Genomic DNA, 21551 nt, shown 5'->3' with positions numbered 1-21551 from the left:
TATAAACTGTGACGAAAAGTCCAATCGTCGCATGGCTTGTTGGTGCAACCAAGAGTATCATAAAAAGCAATAACTATAAGCTAGTGAAATCTCCGGTAAATGGCAGTATTTGATTGTTTTATAATCAGATATTTTGTTGTCTGAAATGACCCCGGAAGCATAAATAGAATGAGGTAAGCAATGACATTAATTCGGAAAGAAGATCTCATCAGTAGTGTGGCTGATGCGCTTCAGTATATCTCTTATTACCATCCGCTTGATTTTGTTCAGGCGTTAAAGAAAGCCTATGACCGCGAAGAGAGTCAGGCCGCGAAAGATGCGATTGCCCAGATTCTGATTAACTCGCGCATGTCTGCGGAAGGACACCGTCCAATTTGTCAGGACACGGGTATCGTGACTTGTTTTGTCAATATCGGTATGAATGTCCAGTGGGAAGGTGATATGACCGTTCAAGAAATGGTTGATGAAGGTGTTCGTCAGGCATATACCAATCCGGAAAATCCACTGCGGGCATCGGTATTGCACGATCCGGCAGGGAAACGGATCAATAGCCGCGACAACACGCCGGCTGTTGTTCATATCAATATGGTTCCCGGTGATCAGGTTGAAATTCAGATTGCTGCCAAAGGGGGCGGCTCTGAAAACAAAACGAAAATGGCGATGCTCAATCCGTCAGATGATATTGCGGAGTGGGTCGAAAAAACGTTACCGGCAATGGGTGCCGGCTGGTGTCCGCCGGGAATGCTCGGTATTGGTATCGGTGGTACAGCAGAAAAAGCCGCTGTACTGGCAAAAGAATCCTTGATGGAACATATCGATATTCAAGAGCTGATTGATCGCGGTCCACAAAACGCCGAAGAAGAGTTGCGTCTGGATATTTTCAACCGGGTGAATCGTTTAGGAATTGGTGCACAAGGGCTGGGCGGTTTAACCACGGTGGTTGATGTGAAGATCAAAACCGCGCCGACACACGCAGCATCGAAGCCTGTTTGTTTGATTCCGAACTGTGCAGCAACACGTCATATCCACTTTACTCTCGATGGCAATGGTCCGGCTGAGTTTGTACCACCGAAGTTGGAAGATTGGCCGGATATTACGTGGGAAGCGGGTGAAAACACGCGTCGCGTTAACCTTGATCAGGTCACGAAAGAAGATGTCCGTGAATGGAAGACCGGTGAAACGCTGTTGTTGTCAGGCAAGATTCTGACCGGACGTGATGCGGCACATAAACGCATTCAAACCATGCTAAATAATGGTGAAGGCTTACCTGAAGGCGTTGACCTGAAAGGCAAGTTTATCTATTACGTCGGGCCGGTTGATGCTGTGGGTGATGAAGTCGTTGGCCCTGCGGGTCCGACAACGTCAACGCGCATGGACAAGTTTACCGATATGATGCTTGACGATGTGGGTGTGATGGGCATGATTGGTAAAGCTGAACGCGGTGCTGCAACGGTTGAATCGATCAAAAACCATCAAGCGGTTTATCTGATGGCTGTCGGTGGTGCTGCTTACCTCGTTGCCAAAGCCATTAAGAAAGCACGTGTGGTGGCATTCGAAGAGCTGGGTATGGAAGCTATCTACGAATTCGAAGTCGAAGATATGCCTGTCACAGTGGCGGTCGATTCTCATGGTGTCAACGCGCACCAAACCGGCCCGGATGTATGGAAGGTCAAAATCGCAGAAGCCGAGAAATAAAACCTGTCCGTGATAAAAAAGCCTCTGAACAGAGGCTTTTTTATTGGCTGATACTGCATCACTCATCTCGTGATCATCATTGAATCATTTTCACTTCAAATTCTCAGACTCTTCAAGGTTCAAGAATCAGTAATCAGATATTGCGAATGCTGATTGATTTAAGATCAATTTCGTTGTTATTCCCCGTGTAATCATATCGGTTATCCGTAAAAGTGCCTTGGCTGAATACATCTTTAGCGGGGATATAATCAGCGCTACTGACGCCATCGCTGAACTCAATATTAAATGGTGTTGCACTGGAAATGAGGTTTAAGCTTTGTTTGATCAGCGGCACATCTGCATGTGTTGCAGTGAAGGCGCGATTGATCCTGAAAATCAGATGATTACTGACAAAACCACCGTTGAATGTTGTGAGTCGATAGGCGACCGCACCGATATCATTGGTCAGAATATTATTACTTCCGACAATGACACCACTGTTTGGCCGCACGGACATGATTGTCCCTGCTTTATTATATTCGACAATGAAGTCACCAACAGTCCAGCTTGTCTCATAGTAAATATTGGGTACATTTGATGTATTCCCGACTTTAATCCGAATGTCACCATCATCGAATGTTGAATTATGATTCAAGTCGAATGTCACCGTGATATTGCCTTTTTCGATTTGTTTTTCATTCAATTGATTATATAAGTGGATGGAGACATCGAAACCATTGGTAATATCATTGAATCCTAATCCATTGGATTGGTAATTGACGGGGGAATATGAACCATCACCATCGGAACCACCACAGGCAATGAGTGATATGCTCAGGATTGTACTGTAAATAATTTTTTTCATTTTTGTTATCTTGTCGTTAGGTAAAAACATCGTCATTTCGAGGAGAAAATATTGGCTGATATATTCATGAAACGAATTCATGATATGAATTGCTTGTTATATCAATCATATCTTAAGTGTTTCATCAATATGTATACCGACATGCACTCAATAAAAATGCATATAGCTGAATGATAGCGTGAGAGACCTTCGTGAAATGTACCGTTTGTCGTCAGTTATGTGACGGATTGTGACTGCTTCTGGATTCAATCTGCGGAGAACCGTTTTGAGGAATGATGAAACGCTTTCAATTTCTATCCAGTTTGGTATGGTTTGCTACTCATTCAATTTTACGAGAACAACCATGCAGTGGTTAAAAAAAATCATCCTGATTACCGCCATTATTGCTGCCAGCCTCTATATGGCGAGTGTTGGATTTCTGACCTATCTGTTTTCTTCTACGGAAGATGAGCCGCAGGAACAGGAGCAGATTTCTGAACAGGTGGCTGTCTCTGAAAACCCGGCAACAACCCATCATCAATTACGGCGTGGTTAGGGGCTGTTGATCTTTCATGGTTGCAAAAACCATCACGAAAAGTCAACAGTCCCTAGAGATTTAGTTCGTCAATAATGCGACTGATAAATAGGGGAGCGGGACTTGATAGACTTTCTCTTCAATCACAGCGGTCATATTTAAGAAGGTCTCATAAGTAGAACGCAATAATAGTTTATTTTCCAGCCAGAGCGGAATATGACCGGCAGCACTCCCTTGACCTTGGTACGAGATCTGAGTCTGCTGGTCATTCAGCCGAATTGCTTGCCACTTGCCACGGACATGTTTCATGCGCACATAATTTCGTTCTGGAGGATATTGATCACCCACATCCTGCACGCTAATTGTTAATCGTTGGGCTTGCGGATCATAATGAATCACGGAATCAATCACCATGTCCCGATCTTTAACAGGCCAGGGCGCACTGTAATAGACATGGATAATTCGTTCATGAGTAGATTTGGTTGCAATGACAACCTGACGGCAGTTCGCAATCCATTCGGGGCCACGTTGTGCATCATGCAATAAGGCCACTAATGCACCGGGAATCGCTTTAACAATGGCGACCGCTTTGACTTCTATATGATCTGTTGTCGTTTTGTGGCTGTATATTTTGACGCTGCCATGTGTTTTATAAAGCGACCATGGCGCTGTCGATGATTCGGTGGCATGAGCCCATATGGGCAAGTTAAGCAGTAGCAACACAGCCAGTGCAAACAATCTCATGATGTCGGATATCCCTGATGATATTGAGGAATTTCCTCAGCTTCGTTTTATCATCATAGCGGTGCAATTATCCGTTAGCGAGGGAGAAATCAATCTATCCCTTCACAAAATTACTTTTTCACCACATATCTGCTCTTTTTCGTACAAATGACGCTCAATTCCGGGCAAGTCTTAACCGCTGTCCGAACAGATTAATCAGCGCACCGGAGACGATGAGAATGCCGCCGATCAACGTCCAGACCGAAGGGATTTCATCAAATACAGCGATGCCGATAAGTATTGAGATGACAATCTGTACATAAGCGAATGCTGCCGCTCGGCCCGCATCCTGTGTCTGCATCGCTTTGGTCAGGCCATACTGACCCACCTGAGTAAATATACCAACGAAAATCAGCAAAATAGTGATATTGAAATCAGGCCAGACGAAATTATCACCAATCAGCAAAGAAGCGATTGGTAGTGCAACCAGCGGGAAATAAAAAATAATGACTGAGCTGTCTTCGGTCGTGCTTAGTTTTTTGACGATAACATAAGCGATTGCACTGCCGAATGCGCCCATCAGTGCAAATGCGACGCTCAATAAAGGGAGCGGTGCGGTTGATTCTGAGGACATATCAGACTGTAGGATAAAATAGAGCCCGAGCAAACAGGTTAAAATACAGAGAATGGTTGCCGGCTGAACCCTTTCTTTTAAGAAAAACACAGCTAACAGCGCCGTAAACACCGGATGGACATATTGTAAAATCGTCGCCTCAGCCAAAGGGAGTGTGGTGACAGAATAATAGACACACATCAGCGCGACTGTACCGACAGCACCCCGGGCAAACAGCAACGGCTTATTGTGGCCCCAAATTGAAATTTTCTTACGTTTGACATCGATGTAGCTGATGATCAGCGATACTAGTGCGCGGGCGGCAACAATTTCGAAAACGGGAATACCATACTGATTGGTGGCTTTGACACATGCAGTCATGAGAGCAAATCCCAAAGCCGACAGAAACATAAATTGAACACCGATGGGAAAAATCGGTTGTTGGGGTGATTTCATTTTTATAACAGCTTATATTGATCAGTAGATTGGAGAAGAGAGAGATCACATTTTAGCTTGATTAAGCTGACTTGTCTCTCTTTTTACCGGTACTAAAAGACGGATAACGATTCAAGTGTGAGAATCATTTTTGATGAATTTAGATGAATATAATGCGTTCTGTCGTGTCTTACCTGCGACGACTTATGTGGTGCAATGGCATCATTCCCATGTGTGGAAAATCGGTGGCAAAGTTTTTGCTATCGGTCGTTTGAACCGCGAAGGGCAACCGGCATTTACGTTTAAAGCATCGCCGCTGAATTTTGACTTTCTAAGCGAGCAACCGGGGTACCGACCAGCCCCTTATTTTGCTTCCCGCGGGATGAAGTGGATCCAGCATGATAAAAGTACCGCCGATACTGATGAAGCGCTGATGTACTATTTGTCTGAATCTTACCGGATCGTTTTATTGGGATTGAGTCGACGTACACAGCAAGCACTTGGACTGAATCAATCCCCATGCTCCTGAGCCATTCGCACTGAATTTTAGATGGCTTGAATATATAATTGTAGCTAAATATAGCTTAAAAGAATAAAGGTGGTATCGATGCGACAGATTGGACAGGATGTTTCGGAATTGATTCAGCGAGGGCTGGACGCGAATATCAAAGTCGCTGTCACAGGGCTATCACGAGCCGGTAAAACGGCATTTATCACTTCATTGCTTAATCAAATTCAGTATCTCTCGACCCATCGCCATCTGCCTTTTTTGGCCGCGAGTCAGCAGCAACGAATTATCGGTACCAAACGGATCCCACAACGGAATTTGATGGTCTCTCGTTTTGATTATGAGAAAGCCATTGCCGCCATTCAGAGTCAGCCGCCTTTTTGGCCGGAGCCAACCCGGGATGTCAGTGAGACTCGGGTTGCGATCAAATACCGACCGGAAAAAAGAAGTAAACGTTTACTGGGCAAGTCGCTGACATTGTATATCGATTTGATCGACTACCCGGGAGAGTGGCTACTCGATTTACCGTTACTGGAGATGAGTTTTGAACAGTGGTCGACTCAGCAGATACAACAGTTAAGCGGTCAAAGAAAAATCATGGCCGATGGGTGGCTTAAGATGAGTCAGGTACTGGATTTGAATGCGGAAGCCGATGAGCAACGATTGGCGGGTATTGCGGCCGAGTATACGGATTATCTGCATCGTTGTAAGGCCGAAGGATTTCACTGGGTACAACCCGGTCGCTTTGTCTTACCCGGAGAACTGGGCGGAGCGCCGGTGCTGCAGTTTTTTCCGTGTCTTCCGCCAGAGGAACAGAGCCCCCGCCGCTCACTGACACAACGAATTGCCACTAACTACGATGTGCTCAAAGCCCGTTACCAAGAGTATCAATCAAAAGTAGTGCGCCACTTTTATCGGGAATATTTTTCCACTTTTGATCGTCAAGTGGTGCTGGTGGACTGTCTGAGTCCGCTCAATGCCGGGCATGATGCGTTTGTTGATATGCAACAAGCCTTGGTACAACTCCTGCAAAGTTTCAAATACGGGCGGAGTGGTTTATTGTCACGACTATTTTCTCCAAAAATCGATAAAGTGTTGTTTGCGGCGACCAAAGCGGATCATGTGACACCGGATCAACATGTCCATTTGTTACATCTGTTGAATCAAATGATTCAGCCGGTCTGGCAAGATGTGTCTTATGAAAATGTGTCGATGGAATGTCTGACTTTAGCGTCTGTTCAGGCGACGCAAGCCGGATATATCTCAACGCCGGAAGGGCAGATACACGCAATTCAAGGCACAACACTGAGCGGAGATAATGTGACGCTTTTCCCCGGAGAAGTCCCGGATAAACTTCCATCCTCAGCATTTTGGCAATCTCAGCAGTTTGATTTTACCGAATTTCGTCCACAAATTTCTGATCCCCGGCAGCCGATTCCTCAAATTCGTCTGGATACGGTATTGGAATATTTAATCGGAGATAAATTGCGATGACACCTTATCAACCGAAACGCGTCTTTCAACAAGACTTAGAATTGTCAAATGAGAAAACGGCATCACTGCTGGCGCAACAGCAGTTTGATGAGGCAACATTTACGCCTGAGCCCGTCTCTGAGTCATCATTGGCGGAATCAGAAGCTGTCAATCTCGACAAGGTTATTCGCCCCCGGAGCAAAACCCCTTGGTTTTGGCGATTGAGTGGCAGCGCTTTTGTCGGTTTAGTGGGTTGGCAGGCGATAGATACCATTCTTTCGGCATATCAAAATGGTGAATGGTTAACATTGGGATGGACAGCCCTCGTCACAGCACTTGCCGGGGCAGGGCTCAGCCAGTTACTGAAGGAGTGGTTTACACTGCGCACCTTGCGGAAACACTTTACTCGCCAGACGGAAGCTGAAAGTCTGATTCAGTCACACAGTGTCGGTCAGGCAACAGGGCTGTGCCGTAAAATTATCGATGATGCGGGTTTGGTTCATGGCTCCGTGTCAGCGATCGAACCTCAGCATGTGGCTGAATGGGAAAAGCATCTGAATTCAGCTTATAACGATGGTGAGGTTCTGGCGTTGTTCGATGTGTTTGTCCTGAAGCATCTCGATGAAAAAGCGATTCAGATGATCTCTCGGTATGCAACTGAATCGGCTGCGTTGGTTGCGGTCAGCCCGTTGGCGATCACCGACATGCTGTTGGTTGCGTGGCGTAATCTGATAATGATCAACCGATTGTCTGATTTATATGGCGTTCGTTTAGGTTACTGGTCTCGGATTCGTTTGTTGCGGACGTTGTTTATCAACATGGCCGCCGCCGGGGCCAGTGAAATTGCGATTGATGCCGGAACTGACCTGCTTTCGGCCGGATTGGCCGGAAAAATCTCAGCCAGAGCCGGACAAGGCGTCGGCGTCGGGATTCTGACTGCGCGGTTGGGGCTTCAGGCGGTTACACTATTGCGGCCATTGCCATGGGTTCCGGAACGGAAAGCGAAACTGACCAGTGTCAGGAAAGCCATTGTTTCGAGAGTGCTGGCCCTGATGAAGACCTCGTGATGAGCATTTTTCTGTGCAACAGATCCAGTTATGCGTCTCCCGGATACGTGCCTTATCAAATTGTGATATCAGTACATTGATTCTGACTCGGGCATGTTTGTGACTTGACGGAGGTTGAGTGTTGATAGACACTACTGTCAACTTTTCCTTACACGTTTGGGTTGCTTTTTGTGCGTCTAGAAGTCTTGTGTGAAGACCGTCTCGGGTTGACCCGAGAGCTGCTGGATATTCTGGTATCCAGAAACATCGATTTAAGAGGTATTGAAATTGATATTTCTGGGATTATTTATCTGAATTGCCCGGATATTGATTTCGCGACGTTTAGTGAACTGATGGCTCAAATTCGGATGATATCAGGCGTGAGAGATGTCCGAAAAATTCAGTTCATGCCAATGGAACGGCATAACACCGAATTGGTCTCACTGCTGAATAACTTGCCGGATGCTGTATTAACTATTGATTTAAAAGGTTTTGTTGATACAGCCAACCATGCTGCTTTATCATTGTTCAATCGGCAGGAAAACGACGTCATCGGTCATGCGATTTCAACACTGGTGCAGGCGTTTAACTTTTCTCGCTGGCTTGAGGGGAGCAAGTCCCGTCAGCGTGAGGACATTGTGCTGAATGGTCTGGACTATATTCTGGAAATCATGCCCGTTTATATTCAGAGTGAGTCAAAAGAATCGATTCTGGCCAGTGCAATGGTGATCCTACGCGCCAGACAGTTTCAGCATGAAATACAGCACACGCAATTACCGCTGCATAGCGAACTGGGATTTGAACATTTCGTGGGTATCTCCAATCGGCATAAACACCTCATCAATCAGGCGAAAAAGCTGGCGATGCTGGATCAACCGTTGTTGATCGAAGGCGAAACCGGGACCGGCAAAGAAATGTTGGCGAAAGCCTGTCATAACCGCTCAGAACGGGCATCGAGACCATTTTTGGTGGTTAGTTGTGCATCGATGCCGGATGACGTTGCCGAAACTGAGTTATTCGGCCATGCGCCGGGATCTTTCAATCATCGCGAAGGGCATAAGGGCATTTTTGAGCAGGCGAATGGGGGCACTGTATTTCTCGATGAAATCGGTGAAATGAGCGCACATCTGCAGATTAAATTATTACGTTTTCTCCAGGATGGAACATTCCGCCGAGTTGGGGAAGAACATGAAATTCATGTGGATGTCCGAGTGATCGCATCAACGCGGCATAATCTGGCAGCCTTGGCTGAATCCGATCAATTCCGTGAAGATCTGTTTTATCGCTTGAATGTGCTGACTTTGTCAATTCCACCATTGCGCGAGCGGCCAAATGATGTGCAACCATTGCTGGAACTCTTTATCGCCAAGCATGTGCGTCATATGGGAATGGTCAAACCACACTATGACGAATCGGTCATTGAACAGTTGTCGCATTATCAGTGGCCGGGCAATATGCGCCAGTTGGATAATATGGTGCTGAGAGCATTGACTGAGATGCCAGACGATGAATTAAAAATTGAATATTTCCATCTTCCGGGGGTTGAAGTCGTGAATGGAGGCATCGGATTGCTGAACCTCGATGGCTGCCTGGATGATATTATGAAAGATTATGAAGCCAAAGTTTTGGAGCGGCTCTATCAGTCATTCCCGTCGAGTCGCAAGCTAGCCAAACGATTGAATGTCTCTCATACCTCAATTGCAAACAAATTGCGAGATTACGATATTCGGAAACATTAATTTCTCCGTGATGTTCATCGCCTTGTGATGGAGGCTGATGCTTTCGGAGTGACAAGCAATAGGACGCTAAGTAATTTATGTATAAACAAGTTTATGATGTCGATGGCGACATTATGATTCGTTCGGCTCGGGTTGATGACGCCAGAACGATTGCCCGGTATTTTAATGTCAACCGTCACTTCCTTGCCCCATGGGAACCGAAGCGAGAAGCGGAATTCTTCCTTGAACAAGGTTGGACACAACGTCTGATAAAACTTAAAGAATTAGAAAAGATGGAGGTTGGTTTCTATCTCCTGATTTTCGATATGTCTACCAATGAAATGCTCGGTACGATCTCGTTTAGCCAGATTTCACGTTTTCCGGTTTATAGCTGTTATGTCGGTTATTCATTGGCTGAAAATTCGCAGGGGAAAGGTGTGATGACCCGAGCATTGAAAATGGCTTGTCGGTTTATGTTTGAAGCACAGAATATGCATCGTATCTCCGCTACATATATGCCCCATAATCAACGCAGTGAAGCCGTGCTGAAGCGGTTAGGATTTCAGTACGAAGGCGAGCTGAAAGATTTTCTGTTGATTAACGGTCAGTGGGAAGATCATTATCAGACCTCTTTGATCAATCCGGGGTGGAAAGTCTAGTCTGCCTCCTGATCTCCATATTTTGAATTACAGCGGATATATTCGTATTACGGCTAGCATCTGTGATGCTTTTTGAGCCATTGCTGCGCTTCCTGTCTGGCTCGGTAGTCATTCAGGTCGCGCTTATTCACCGATTCATCTCCCTCGCATGACATTGCTCATCACACCACTCGGTTTTTCTCTCCCTTTCATTCATGCTTTTCGGCCGTTCAATCAGTTCTACATGCCTATAAAGTCGATGCCTTTAGGCTAAATTGTTGACAATTTTTTCAGGTCGAAAAATGTATTTAAATTATCTTGTTGTTTTTAAATGCTTTTATTTTTGATTGATATATAGATAAGATTTTACGGGTTAGACATTAGTCTAAATTGTCAACAATCTGCTTGCGGTTCTGCCAGTGGATCGGCTATTTTCTACATGAAGTCGGTCAAAAGACCTCATTAAAAGAGAGACGACAGTGGATCAAGCGACAGATTTAATTCAGCCAGAGAAAGACAACACCAAGTCAGAACATCTGACGGATTATTTGATTGAGGCAATTATTCAGGGAGAGATTGCGCCGGGGAGTAAAATCTCCGAACCCAGTCTTGCCCGTCAGTTTCAGGTCAGCCGGGGGCCATTACGGGAAGCGTTGATGCGGCTGGAAGGTCTTGGCCTGATTGAACGGATACCACATGTCGGTGCGAGGGTGATTGCACTGTCTTATGAAAAGTTGATTGAACTGTATGCGGTGCGGGAAGCACTTGAAGGCATGGCTGCGCGTCTCGCAGCCCGATATATCACGCCCGCAGAGTTGATCAATTTAGAGGCCGTGTTAGAAAAACATGCTCGCCATCTCACTCAAATTGAAGGGGCTTCATACTTTCATCAACATGGAGATTTCGATTTCCATTATTGCATTATCAAAGCCAGCCGTAATCAACAGCTTATCCGGCTATTGTGTGATGAGTTGTATCATTTACTGCGCATGTTTCGTTATCAATCTCCCCGGGCGCATAGTCAGCCGAAAGAAGCGTTGGGGGAGCACCAATTTATCCTGAGGGCAATCCGGGAACGGGATGAAGAACTAGCGGAAATGTTGATGCGGCGTCATATCGCGGGCAGTCGGAAACTGATTGAAGTCCACATGCTGTCCGAACAGGGAGAACAATCATGAACAGTCCGGGTAAAAAATTCAGAGCAGCAGTCAGCAACAACCACCCCCTTCAAATCGTCGGCACGATTAATCCGTATTGTGCCATGATGGCGCAACAAATCGGCCATCAGGCGATTTATCTGTCCGGTGGCGGTATTGCAAATGCTTCTTACGGGGTGCCCGATTTGGGGATTACGACCCTCAATGATGTGTTGGTGGACGTTGAACGGGTTACCAATGCGAGTGATTTACCGTTATTAGTCGATATCGATACCGGTTTCGGCGGCGCTTTCAGCATTGCCCGAACTATCCGGGCGATGGAAAAAGCAGGTGCGGCGGCAGTTCATATTGAAGACCAAGTGCTGCAAAAACGGTGCGGACACCGGCCCAACAAGGCGATTGTCAGTCGTGATGAAATGGCCGATAGAATTAAGGCTGCTGTGGATGCGCGTGTCGATGATAATTTTGTCATCATGGCGCGTACCGATGCTTTAGCGGTTGAAGGTATGGAAAAGGCGATTGAACGGGCGATTGCTTGTGTTGAAGCGGGTGCCGATATGATTTTTCCCGAAGCGATGGTCGAATTGGGTCAATATGAGCAGTTTGCGACAGCACTGGAAGATGCCACGGGGAAACCCGTTCCGATTTTGGCAAATATTACCGAATTCGGCCAAACACCTTTGTATGACTGTGACGAGCTTGCCGGTGCGAAAGTGAGCATGGTGCTGTATCCGTTGAGTGCATTCAGAGCCATGAATAAAGCAGCGGAAATGGTCTATCAACATCTGCTTACGACGGGTAATCAGCAGACGTTATTGCCACAGATGCAGACCCGGAAAGAGCTTTATGACTACCTGAATTATCACACCTATGAAGACAAGCTGGATCAGCTATTTTCTGGTCAGCATCAGTCGGATTCATAGGGGAGACTCAGGTCTCAATACCTGATTAACTGAGATTAGACAGCCGATTATTGGCTGCATCAAACAATTTAGATCCATAACGTGAAATCAATCCTGCCGACTGAATCATTGCCCATTTGGGACGATGATTATCCGTCAGAGATAAGCGGCAGGTAACAAGGAGCTCAATATGCCAAACAAGGAATTGGGAGGTGCAGGGTTGCGGGGGCAGAGTGCTGGCACGACTGCTCTATGTACTGTCGGACAAACCGGAACAGGGTTAACCTACCGCGGTTACGATATTACAGATCTTGCCAATCATGCGCAGTTCGAAGAAGTGGCTTACCTGCTACTGAAAGGCAAACTGCCGAATCAACAAGAGTTGGATGCCTACACAACTCACTTGATGCAGTTACGTGGATTACCACAGGTACTCAAGGATGTTTTAGAACGCTTACCCGCAGCAACCCATCCGATGGATGTGATGCGCACCGGATGTTCGGTACTCGGGAATCTTGAACCTGAGACTGATTTTTCCCAGCAGTTGTCAGCGACAGAACGGTTATTAGCCTGCTTCCCGGCCATTATCTGTTACTGGTATCGGTTTAGCCATGATGGGGTACGAATCGACACCGAAGATCGGAGCGAATCCTCGATCGGGGGGTACTTTCTGAAGATGCTGCTTGACCGTGAACCCGACGAGCAATTTCGTCAGGTCATGCATTGTTCACTGATTTTGTACGCTGAACACGAGTTTAATGCGTCTACATTCAATGCTCGGGTGTGTGCTTCGACCTTATCGGATCTCCACTCCTGTATTACCGGGGCGATAGGCACGCTGCGCGGCCCACTGCACGGGGGCGCGAATGAGGCGGCCATGGCAATGATTGAACAGTGGGAAACACCGGCACAAGCGGAAACCGCGCTGCTCGAAAAACTGGCCCGTAAAGACAAGATCATGGGATTTGGTCATGCGGTCTACCGGGAATGTGACCCTCGGAATGCACTGATCAAACAGTGGTCCCAACGTCTTTCACAACAGGTGGGTGATCACCACCTTTATGCTGTCTCCGAACGGGTCGAAGCGGTGATGAAACGGGAGAAGGGGCTGTTTTGTAATGCCGACTTCTATCATGCGTCCGCTTACCACTTTATGGGGATTCCTACGCCATTATTTACCCCGATTTTTGTCATCAGTCGTTTGACCGGTTGGGCCGCTCATGTTTTCGAGCAGCGGGACAATAACCGGATTATTCGTCCGAGTGCCGACTATCAAGGCCCTGAGCATCAGGATTGGATTCCCATTGAACAGCGTTAATCAAGGACAGACTCATGAGTCAGAATGTAGATTTTAATCAACGGCAACAACCGGATGAACTACTGGTTCAAATTGCCGATTATGTCGATCAACAGCCCATTACTTCGCAAGAAGCCTACCACACTGCGCGTAATTGCCTGATCGACACTCTGGGATGTGGTTTGCTTGCGTTACGGTTTCCTGAATGTACCAAGCATTTAGGTCCCATCGTACCGGGCACCACAGTGGTCAATGGCGCCCGGGTTCCGGGCACCTCCCATGAACTCGATCCGGTCATGGCCGCATTTAACATTGGCTGCATGATTCGCTGGCTTGATTTCAATGACACATGGTTGGCGGCCGAATGGGGTCATCCCTCAGATAATCTGGGGGGCATTCTCGCGACCGCAGATTATCTGAGCCGCATGGCTGTTTCTCAAGGAAAGCCACCGCTGGTTATGAAAGATGTTTTAACTGCGATGATCAAAGCGCATGAAATTCAAGGTGTTTTGGCATTGAACAATAGTTTCAATCGAGTTGGCCTTGACCATGTACTTTTGGTACGAGTGGCATCCGTTGCAGTGGTCACCAAGATGCTTGGCGGCAGCAGAGAGCAGATTATTGATGCACTTTCTCAGGCTTGGGTCGATGGTGGTGCGTTGCGAACATATCGCCATGCGCCCAATGCCGGCTCGCGCAAATCCTGGGCCGCCGGAGATGCGACCTCGCGAGCAGTTCGGCTGGCGATGATCACCATGAAAGGCGAAATGGGAATCCCGACGGTACTCTCAGCACCGCAGTGGGGATATTATGATGTGCTGTTCAAAGGGAAAGCATTTGATATGCCACAGAACTTCTCCAGCTATGTGATGGAAAATGTGCTGTTCAAAATTTCGTTTCCTGCTGAGTTTCATGCGCAAACGGCGGTTGAGTGTGCGGTTAAATTGCATCCTCATGTCCGTGATCGAATTGACGAGATTGATCGCATTGAAATGACAACGCATGAATCAGCCATTCGTATTATCTCCAAGGTTGGTGAACTGGCCAATCCGGCAGACCGCGATCATTGCCTACAATATATGACGGCTGTGCCATTGTTGTATGGTGATTTAGTTGCTGAACATTATGAAGATAGCTTCCATATGAGTGACCCGCGAATTGATCAGCTCAGAGATAAAATGGTGATTCAGGAAGATGCCCGTTATAGCCGTGAATATCTCGAATCAGATAAACGTTCGATCGCAAATGCAATTCAGGTGTTCTTCCGTGATGGTTCATGTACGGAGAAAGTCGAGGTCGAGTATCCGATTGGTCATCGGCGTCGCAGAGAAGAAGGGATTCCTGTACTTGAGCAAAAGTTCATCCGCAATTTACAGACGCGTTTCCCTCAAGGCCGTGTTAAAGCACTGACGACACTGTGTCTGGATCAGGAACGTCTGGAGCGTACACCAGTTGATGAGTTCATGGCGCTATTCATGATCAATTAACGGGTGTGAAATTAACTTCCCAAGGTCGCTGGTGTCGAACGGATGCCAGCCACTATCTATGGGGGAAATGATGCTTACATATGAACGAGAGTATCAATTTGCCAAGGATTACCCAGAAAAGTTCTGGGGCGAGCAGGCAAATAAACTGGATTGGTTTCAGAAACCGAAAACCATTCTGAGTGTCGATGAACATCAGATCGAGCGTTGGTTCTCTGATGGGGTAATGAACACCGCGTGGATGGCGTTAGATTATCATTGTCAGCAAGGGCGGGGAGAACGGACGGCGCTGATTTATGATTCACCGGCGACAGGTATCCAAAAACAGTGGAGTTATCAAGCGTTACGGGATGATGTCGCTCGTGTTGCTGGCATGTTAGCAGCCAAAGGGGTGACGAAAGGGGATCGGGTGGTGCTTTATATGCCGATGATTCCAGAGGCGGTCATGGGGATGTTGGCTTGTGCTCGTTTGGGCGCGATTCACTCCGTGGTGTTCGGCGGTTTTGCCCCGAATGAGTTGGCTGTCAGAATCGAAGATGCTGAGCCGAAAGTGCTGATAACGGCCTCATGTGGTATCGAGGTCAACAAGATTATCCCGTATAAACCTTTGGTCGATAAAGCGATTATGGATAGTCGCTGGAAACCGGAACAAGTGATTGTCGTACAACGGCCGGTGCATACCGCAGAACTCAATCAAGCAAGAGATCATGATTGGCAACAGTTGTTTGAGGTTGCAACACCGCATGAATGTGTTCCGGTCCGGGCAACCGATCCGTTGTATATTCTCTATACTTCGGGGACAACGGGCAAACCGAAAGGCGTCGTCCGGGATAACGGTGGCCATGCTGTAGCAATGAAGTATTCGATGTCTGCTATTTATAATATGCCGCAAGATGGGGTGTTCTGGGCCGCTTCGGATGTCGGATGGGTTGTGGGTCATTCCTATATTGTCTATGGGCCGCTGCTTCATGGTTGTGCGACGGTGCTTTATGAAGGCAAACCGGTGCGGACCCCGGATCCGGGCGCTTTTTGGCGAGTCTGTGATGAATACCAAGTCGATGTGCTTTTTTCTGCACCGACCGCGTTCAGAGCGATAAAAAAAGAAGATCCACATGGCGAATTTATCCAACATCACTCACTCCAATCGTTGCAGGCAATTTTTATGGCCGGAGAACGGCTTGATCCGCCGACGCTGGAATGGGTGCAGTCTCATACCGATAAGCCTGTGATCGATCACTGGTGGCAGACCGAAACCGGTTGGGCGATTGCCGGAAACCCGTTAGGCATTGAACAAATGGCAATTAAACCGGGGTCATCAACCAAAGCGACACCGGGGTATGTGGTTGACATTCTTGATGAGCAAGGTGAGCCTCAGAGCTGTGGTCAACAAGGTTATGTAGCACTGAAACGGCCATTGCCGCCCGGGTGTCTGCCAACTATCTGGCGTAATCATGATCGGTTTGAGTCGGGGTATTTGAGTCAGTTTCCCGGTTACTATGTATCCGGTGACGGGGGATATACGGATGAACAAGGTTATCTGTTCATCATGGGGCGTATCGATGATGTGATCAATGTCGCCGGGCATCGGTTATCAACCGGAGAAATGGAAGAGATCGTCGGGGCTCATCCTGCTGTGGCCGAGTGTGCTGTGATTGGTGTACATGATGAGCTGAAAGGCCAGCTCCCACTAGGTTTGGTGGTGCTGAAAAATGGTATGAAGGTGGATTCGCATCAGTTGGAGCTTGAGTTAGTCGGGGAGGTGCGTAACAAAATCGGGGCGGTCGCCTGTTTTCGTCATGCTGTTGTGGTTGAGCGGTTGCCCAAGACCCGTTCCGGCAAAATTTTGCGCCGCGTGATCCGGCAGATCGCAGATGGTGAAAATTACACGGTTCCTTCAACCATTGATGATCCGTTGAGTTTGTCTGAACTTGAACATACATTGCATCCTGATAAACCATAAAGCTGCGTGAAAGAGATGACATATGATGTCGTCATCTTGCTGCGGAGAGTGTTGCCAAAGTAAGGCAGCCTCTCCGCGGTCTTGTTTTTGCGTTATTTTTTTACCTGAGAGAGCGTCGGGTATAAACTAGCCATATTCCTATCTTGTACCTGAGACGGCTATGGTTAATATTCGGTTGGCGAAATCTTCGGATCTCCCCGTTCTTGAACAGATGATGTATGAATTACACAATGAGCATCACTTGGCTTGTCCGCAGCACTTTAAGTCGGCAGAAGCGGTGATGCAAGAGAAGCGAATTGCTGATTATTTAGAATCCCCTGAAGGGCTGGTGTTTGTTGCGCTTTGCGATCATCGTTGTATCGGTTTTGTTTCCGGTCATTTTGCTGATTTGGTTTCTTCCGTCAGCCAGCCAGTATTTATGGGTAGTATTGATGAATTCTACGTGCTTCCGCCCTATCGCGGGCAGGGTATTGGTAGTCAGCTTTTACAGCGTATAGAAAGAGAATTCGAAGACTATGGTGTACAACAAGTCTTTGTTGAAGTCTGGGATTTTAATCAGTCTGCCGTCAAACTCTATCAGCGACTCGGCTTTCGCCATCATATCCATTGCTTAAGAAAGGGAATTCAATAAAAAAGCGCCAGAGAGATTCAACGACTCTTAGCGCTTCTCAGTTGCGATGACGCTCTGAATGCAGGATTCGAGCGTCTATTGATTCACCGTTGCTGTTGATCTGGTGCCGATGCCAAAGTAAAGGATAGACGTCTGTTACACCAGTATAAATTTTTCAATGGCTTGTGCGACGCCGTCTTCATCATTACTTGCGGTAATGTAGTCGGCAATCGCTTTGGTTTGTGGCATCGCATTTGCCATCGCAATCCCTAACCCTGCATATTCGAGCATGTGATGATCATTTTCTGCATCACCGATACACATGACCGCTTCCGCCGGAATACCCAACCGTTCGGCCACGGCTTGAATCCCTAATCCCTTATTACTTTGCGGGTTCAGAAATTCAAGAAAATGTGGGGCGCTCTGGACAATCGTAAATTTTTCGACGACTGCCGCAGGCAAGTTTTGATAGGCCTGAGTAAGCTTTTCCGGTTCATCAACAATCATCGCTTTTATCATGGGATGATCGTCATCCAGTGTCTCAAAATCGATTTCATGGATATCGATATGATTGATTTGCGCTTCCAATTGTGTGTATTTCGAGCTTTTGGGGGTGATGAGTCCCAGTATTTGGCTGAAAGCATGGGTATTGACGTTGAGTGCTCGAGCTGTTCGACCAATCATCTTGACATCGGCAGCACTGACAACTTGTTGACGGATGATTTCACCCGTCAGCACATTCTCGACAAAAGCGCCGTTGTAATGAACGGCATAATCGTGCTCGCTGTTCAACCCTAACTGGTCGAGATAGGCCCGCAGTCCTTCTATGGGGCGACCAGAGGATAAAACAATTTGGACGCCCTTATCCTTTGCCGCCTGTATGGCAGCCTGAGTGCGGGGCGAAATTTGTTTTTGACTGTTTAGCAACGTGCCATCCATGTCGATTCCGATCAGTTTATACATGATTTATCACCGGTAACTTCAGAAATGTGGGACTAAAAATAAAACGTGGCATGAGATTTATCCGTGGGATAACTGCCCAAGACGCACCAATATGAGGGAGTTTCAGCACAAATACAAGCATAACATCCAGTGTCATGATGTTGTTTTATCGCGATAAAACGCCGATGCCGGATGTGCTTGAAATCGCCTGTCTGATGGTTTCAATGCGGCGCTCCATATGTGAGCGGAGAAATCGGGGAAAGTTGTATCTTATTGAATTTTATTATAATTGTAGATTGTCACATTGATTTTTATGTTAATACGACATGGGTTTGATTTGACCTTCTGACAAGCTTCTATTAAGGTCTGCGACTCGCATAATATGACCGCTGAATTAGGATTCATTTTGAGTATCTATAAAGTCAATGAAATCTTTCAAACTATCCAGGGTGAGGGTGTCTTTACGGGCGCGCCTGCTGTTTTTGTCCGATTACAGGGGTGTCCGGTCGGGTGTTCTTGGTGTGACACGAAGCATACTTGGTTTACCGAGCCGCAAGATCTGCGGTCTGTTGACGATATCATCGTGAAAACTCAGGATAGTTCTCTTTGGTGCCAAATGAGCGCAGAAGCGATCATCGACTGTTATCATCGCCAAGGTTATACCGCGAAACATATTGTGATTACAGGTGGAGAACCGTGTCTTTATGATTTGACCGTGTTAACCGAAGCTTTTGAAGCGATCGGGTGTCGTTGTCAGATTGAAACCAGTGGCACGGCTGACGTTCAAGCTTCAGTACAGACATGGGTGACAGTGTCACCAAAAATAGCAATGAAAGGTCGCTTACCGGTGCTGGAAAGTGCATTGCGACGAGCCAATGAAATTAAGCATCCTGTCGGGACTCGTAAGGATATTGAGCAGCTCGATCATTTACTACACCAGACGCCGGTTACCGATGATACAATCATTGCTTTACAACCGATTAGCCAGAAACCACGAGCGACTGAGTTATGTATTGAGGTGTGTATCGAACGCAATTGGCGTCTATCGATTCAGACTCATAAATACCTGTCTATTGCCTGAGGAATTGTTATGAAAAAAGCTGTTGTTGTCTTTAGTGGCGGACAAGATTCGACCACTTGCCTTGTTGAAGCGCTGCAAACTTATGATGAAGTTCATGCGATTACGTTTGATTACGGACAGCGGCATCGGCTTGAGATTGAGACTGCTCGTCAATTAGCAACGCAATTGGGCGTGAAAGCCCATAAAGTGATGGATGTCGGCTTGCTGAATGAATTAGCGATCAGTTCACTGACACGTGACGATATTCCGGTCTCTCATGAATTACAGGACAATGGATTACCCAATTCATTTGTGCCCGGCCGCAATATCTTATTCCTGACACTCGCGGGCATTTATGCGTATCAGATCGGTGCTGAGTCCGTGATTACCGGTGTCTGTGAAACAGACTTTTCAGGATACCCGGATTGTCGGAATGAATTTATTCAAACCATGAATCGTGCGCTGGTTCAAGGGATGGATCGAAAGATGCACATTGTCACCCCGTTGATGTGGCTGAATAAAGCTGAAACATGGGCAATGGCCGACCATTATGACGCATTAGCGTTAGTCCGAAACCAGACGCTCACATGCTATAACGGTGTGATTGGTGATGGTTGCGGTGAGTGTCCTTCCTGTCACTTAAGAAAAGCAGGGTTGGATGAATATTTGCACAACCGAGAGGCCGTCCAACAAGCCTATTTGGATAAGCGAGCCACTCAAGCGCACTCATAATACTGCATCTTAGCCAGACATTGATGAATGCCATTGAGGTGCAGTCGCGAATTCCCTCAGTTAACCCATCTTTCAGGATTGATGTTCACCTGAAAGGTGGTTTTCTATTTCTTGAATGATATATTTGTCCCACTTGAGAATTTTATCCAATACTCTTTTTTCATATTCTGAAACAATTTAATTGCATCGCCAATTAAAATTGATAATTAAAGATAATATTTATTTCATAGGGTCAGTGATTGATATGTAAATTGAATTGGAATAGGTTGGTTTATTTTGCAGTGTATCAATCACATTGAATGATAAATGTCATAATAATTTATCAGTGGATAGTCAAAGGATAAAATTAAATTTCGTATATTAGTCTTATTTGGTGAGATGAATTAACATTGATATTTAACGTGATGTATTAAGTATTCATTATGTTCCAGTGTTTATTGGTGTTAAAATTATCAATGCTATTTTTAGTTAGTCGATATGTTGATTCTTAACTAGAATGCAGATAAATTAAAATATTGTTCAATAAAATTTATAATTATTTAACAGAATAAAAATTGAGTTTATTTCTGTTTTCATTTATTTCAACTTGATATTTTATTATCTAAAATAAGTTCTCCGGTCTTTTATTTTTACATTCCAGTCATCATGTACTGAGCCGTACTTTCGCGCTACCAAAAATTGAGTGGCTGATCGTGATGTGACTGGCTGCACTGGTGATAGAGTCGAATGCTTATAGGCTTCCAAAGCTAATGACTGACAACATCAGAGGGCTTAATGAACAACATGAAGACATGCATGATGTATCTGATATTTGATTCTATAAGCTGCATCAGTCCTGATGAACTCGGAAAGGGGAACCTACTTTTATCGGTGCTATTAAATAATGTCGTTCAAATAAAATTTTTATATTCGGTGAGTTACATCAGAAGATATTATACTTTTAATATTAAATAGAGTAATAAGATAGATACTGTTCATAGCATTATAAACAATGTCTCAGATATTATTCGATCATGCTCTCATTTTTAATGCTTCTTTGAGTCTTTGTGCAATAAGTTGAGTATTAGGTGTTGTGATGTGTATATTTCCAGCACATAATATACCTGCTTATTTATTCTATATCGGCTTTTTTTATCATTTTTTAATAGATAAAAATATAGAAAATAGCAAGGGAACGAAAGCTAAAATTATTTGTTATGG

General features: G+C 46.0%; 19 protein-coding genes. 15 read left to right on the top strand and 4 right to left on the bottom strand.

The genetic code is table 11. The features are described 5' to 3' along the window. Positions 1 to 180 precede the first annotated feature (180 nt). Positions 181 to 1695 (top strand): fumarate hydratase, encoded by a 1515-nt coding sequence (locus tag MKS89_RS08365; RefSeq protein ID WP_072957592.1) that lies wholly within the window; start codon positions 181 to 183, stop codon positions 1693 to 1695. Positions 1696 to 1828: 133 nt separating this feature from the next. Here MKS89_RS08365 and MKS89_RS08360 read toward each other — a convergent pair whose 3' ends face one another. After that, entirely contained in the window at positions 1829 to 2539 is a 711-nt protein-coding gene (locus MKS89_RS08360; RefSeq protein WP_072957976.1) for a hypothetical protein, read from the bottom strand. Between the two features lie 343 nt (positions 2540 to 2882). Between MKS89_RS08360 and MKS89_RS08355 the strand changes: the two genes are divergently transcribed. Continuing rightward, positions 2883 to 3074, top strand: coding sequence for a hypothetical protein (locus MKS89_RS08355; protein ID WP_072957594.1), 192 nt, complete (start codon positions 2883 to 2885; stop codon positions 3072 to 3074). A gap of 60 nt (positions 3075 to 3134) precedes the next feature. Here MKS89_RS08355 and MKS89_RS08350 read toward each other — a convergent pair whose 3' ends face one another. Next, positions 3135 to 3797 (bottom strand): START domain-containing protein, encoded by a 663-nt coding sequence (locus MKS89_RS08350; protein ID WP_072957596.1) that lies wholly within the window; start codon positions 3795 to 3797, stop codon positions 3135 to 3137. Between the two features lie 154 nt (positions 3798 to 3951). Beyond that, positions 3952 to 4845 (bottom strand): DMT family transporter, encoded by an 894-nt coding sequence (locus MKS89_RS08345; protein ID WP_072957599.1) that lies wholly within the window; start codon positions 4843 to 4845, stop codon positions 3952 to 3954. 133 nt (positions 4846 to 4978) lie between these two features. On the opposite strand from MKS89_RS08345, the gene MKS89_RS08340 reads away from it, so the two are divergent. The 11 genes from MKS89_RS08340 to MKS89_RS08290 all read left to right on the top strand — a co-directional run bounded on the left by MKS89_RS08340 (position 4979) and on the right by MKS89_RS08290 (position 17638). Continuing rightward, the gene (locus MKS89_RS08340; RefSeq protein WP_072957602.1) at positions 4979 to 5353 is read left to right on the top strand and encodes an MmcQ/YjbR family DNA-binding protein; all 375 of its coding nucleotides are present in this window, start codon (positions 4979 to 4981) and stop codon (positions 5351 to 5353) included. 78 nt (positions 5354 to 5431) lie between these two features. Beyond that, on the top strand, positions 5432 to 6826 hold the full coding sequence (locus tag MKS89_RS08335) for a YcjX family GTP-binding protein (protein WP_072957604.1): 1395 nt from the start codon (positions 5432 to 5434) through the stop codon (positions 6824 to 6826). Continuing rightward, positions 6823 to 7872, top strand: coding sequence for a YcjF family protein (locus MKS89_RS08330; RefSeq protein ID WP_072957606.1), 1050 nt, complete (start codon positions 6823 to 6825; stop codon positions 7870 to 7872). The genes MKS89_RS08335 and MKS89_RS08330 overlap by 4 nt, the downstream gene beginning before the upstream one ends. 170 nt (positions 7873 to 8042) lie before the next feature. Further along, on the top strand, positions 8043 to 9590 hold the full coding sequence (gene tyrR / locus MKS89_RS08325; RefSeq protein ID WP_072957608.1) for a transcriptional regulator TyrR: 1548 nt from the start codon (positions 8043 to 8045) through the stop codon (positions 9588 to 9590). A 77-nt stretch (positions 9591 to 9667) separates the two neighbouring features. Further along, positions 9668 to 10228: a GNAT family N-acetyltransferase gene (locus MKS89_RS08320; protein WP_072957610.1), complete on the top strand. Its 561-nt coding sequence runs from the start codon at positions 9668 to 9670 to the stop codon at positions 10226 to 10228. Positions 10229 to 10686: 458 nt separating this feature from the next. After that, complete coding sequence (locus tag MKS89_RS08315; protein WP_106406940.1) at positions 10687 to 11385, top strand: GntR family transcriptional regulator; 699 nt, start codon at positions 10687 to 10689, stop codon at positions 11383 to 11385. Next, positions 11379 to 12287 (top strand): methylisocitrate lyase, encoded by a 909-nt coding sequence (prpB, locus tag MKS89_RS08310; RefSeq protein WP_106406941.1) that lies wholly within the window; start codon positions 11379 to 11381, stop codon positions 12285 to 12287. Before MKS89_RS08315 ends, prpB begins: the two co-directional genes overlap by 7 nt. Positions 12288 to 12456: 169 nt before the next feature. Further along, complete coding sequence (gene prpC / locus MKS89_RS08305; RefSeq protein WP_072957617.1) at positions 12457 to 13584, top strand: bifunctional 2-methylcitrate synthase/citrate synthase; 1128 nt, start codon at positions 12457 to 12459, stop codon at positions 13582 to 13584. Positions 13585 to 13598: 14 nt separating this feature from the next. Then, positions 13599 to 15050: a bifunctional 2-methylcitrate dehydratase/aconitate hydratase gene (locus tag MKS89_RS08300; RefSeq protein WP_072957620.1), complete on the top strand. Its 1452-nt coding sequence runs from the start codon at positions 13599 to 13601 to the stop codon at positions 15048 to 15050. 70 nt (positions 15051 to 15120) lie between these two features. Next, positions 15121 to 17007, top strand: coding sequence for a propionyl-CoA synthetase (locus tag MKS89_RS08295; protein ID WP_072957979.1), 1887 nt, complete (start codon positions 15121 to 15123; stop codon positions 17005 to 17007). Positions 17008 to 17167: 160 nt separating this feature from the next. Further along, a complete protein-coding gene (locus tag MKS89_RS08290) occupies positions 17168 to 17638 on the top strand; it encodes a GNAT family N-acetyltransferase (RefSeq protein WP_072957623.1) in 471 nt (156 codons plus the stop codon). Between the two features lie 135 nt (positions 17639 to 17773). On the opposite strand, the gene yidA is transcribed toward MKS89_RS08290, so the two are convergent. Next, positions 17774 to 18580, bottom strand: a complete 807-nt coding sequence (gene yidA, locus MKS89_RS08285) for a sugar-phosphatase (RefSeq protein ID WP_072957626.1) — start codon at positions 18578 to 18580, stop codon at positions 17774 to 17776. 391 nt (positions 18581 to 18971) lie between these two features. Between yidA and queE the strand changes: the two genes are divergently transcribed. After that, the gene (queE, locus tag MKS89_RS08280) at positions 18972 to 19640 is read left to right on the top strand and encodes a 7-carboxy-7-deazaguanine synthase QueE (RefSeq protein WP_072957982.1); all 669 of its coding nucleotides are present in this window, start codon (positions 18972 to 18974) and stop codon (positions 19638 to 19640) included. Between the two features lie 9 nt (positions 19641 to 19649). After that, on the top strand, positions 19650 to 20351 hold the full coding sequence (gene queC / locus MKS89_RS08275; protein ID WP_072957628.1) for a 7-cyano-7-deazaguanine synthase QueC: 702 nt from the start codon (positions 19650 to 19652) through the stop codon (positions 20349 to 20351). The last annotated feature ends 1200 nt before the right edge of the window (positions 20352 to 21551 follow it).

The organism is Vibrio gazogenes (assembly GCF_023920225.1).
GTDB classification, from domain to species: Bacteria; Pseudomonadota; Gammaproteobacteria; order Enterobacterales; family Vibrionaceae; genus Vibrio; species Vibrio gazogenes.
Note: the sequence above shows the minus strand (reverse complement) of the source record. Positions and strands in the feature narration are given on the sequence as shown.

Excerpts from the sequence above, each read along its gene's own strand:
- MKS89_RS08365 (WP_072957592.1), top strand. The coding sequence starts at position 181 with ATGACATTAATTCGGAAAGAAGATCTCATCAGTAGTGTGGCTGATGCG.
- MKS89_RS08360 (WP_072957976.1), bottom strand. The coding sequence starts at position 2,539 with ATGAAAAAAATTATTTACAGTACAATCCTGAGCATATCACTCATTGCC.
- MKS89_RS08355 (WP_072957594.1), top strand. The coding sequence starts at position 2,883 with ATGCAGTGGTTAAAAAAAATCATCCTGATTACCGCCATTATTGCTGCC.
- MKS89_RS08350 (WP_072957596.1), bottom strand. The coding sequence starts at position 3,797 with ATGAGATTGTTTGCACTGGCTGTGTTGCTACTGCTTAACTTGCCCATA.
- MKS89_RS08345 (WP_072957599.1), bottom strand. The coding sequence starts at position 4,845 with ATGAAATCACCCCAACAACCGATTTTTCCCATCGGTGTTCAATTTATG.
- MKS89_RS08340 (WP_072957602.1), top strand. The coding sequence starts at position 4,979 with ATGAATTTAGATGAATATAATGCGTTCTGTCGTGTCTTACCTGCGACG.
- MKS89_RS08335 (WP_072957604.1), top strand. The coding sequence starts at position 5,432 with ATGCGACAGATTGGACAGGATGTTTCGGAATTGATTCAGCGAGGGCTG.
- MKS89_RS08330 (WP_072957606.1), top strand. The coding sequence starts at position 6,823 with ATGACACCTTATCAACCGAAACGCGTCTTTCAACAAGACTTAGAATTG.
- MKS89_RS08320 (WP_072957610.1), top strand. The coding sequence starts at position 9,668 with ATGTATAAACAAGTTTATGATGTCGATGGCGACATTATGATTCGTTCG.
- prpC (WP_072957617.1), top strand. The coding sequence starts at position 12,457 with ATGCCAAACAAGGAATTGGGAGGTGCAGGGTTGCGGGGGCAGAGTGCT.
- MKS89_RS08300 (WP_072957620.1), top strand. The coding sequence starts at position 13,599 with ATGAGTCAGAATGTAGATTTTAATCAACGGCAACAACCGGATGAACTA.
- MKS89_RS08295 (WP_072957979.1), top strand. The coding sequence starts at position 15,121 with ATGCTTACATATGAACGAGAGTATCAATTTGCCAAGGATTACCCAGAA.
- MKS89_RS08290 (WP_072957623.1), top strand. The coding sequence starts at position 17,168 with ATGGTTAATATTCGGTTGGCGAAATCTTCGGATCTCCCCGTTCTTGAA.
- yidA (WP_072957626.1), bottom strand. The coding sequence starts at position 18,580 with ATGTATAAACTGATCGGAATCGACATGGATGGCACGTTGCTAAACAGT.
- queC (WP_072957628.1), top strand. The coding sequence starts at position 19,650 with ATGAAAAAAGCTGTTGTTGTCTTTAGTGGCGGACAAGATTCGACCACT.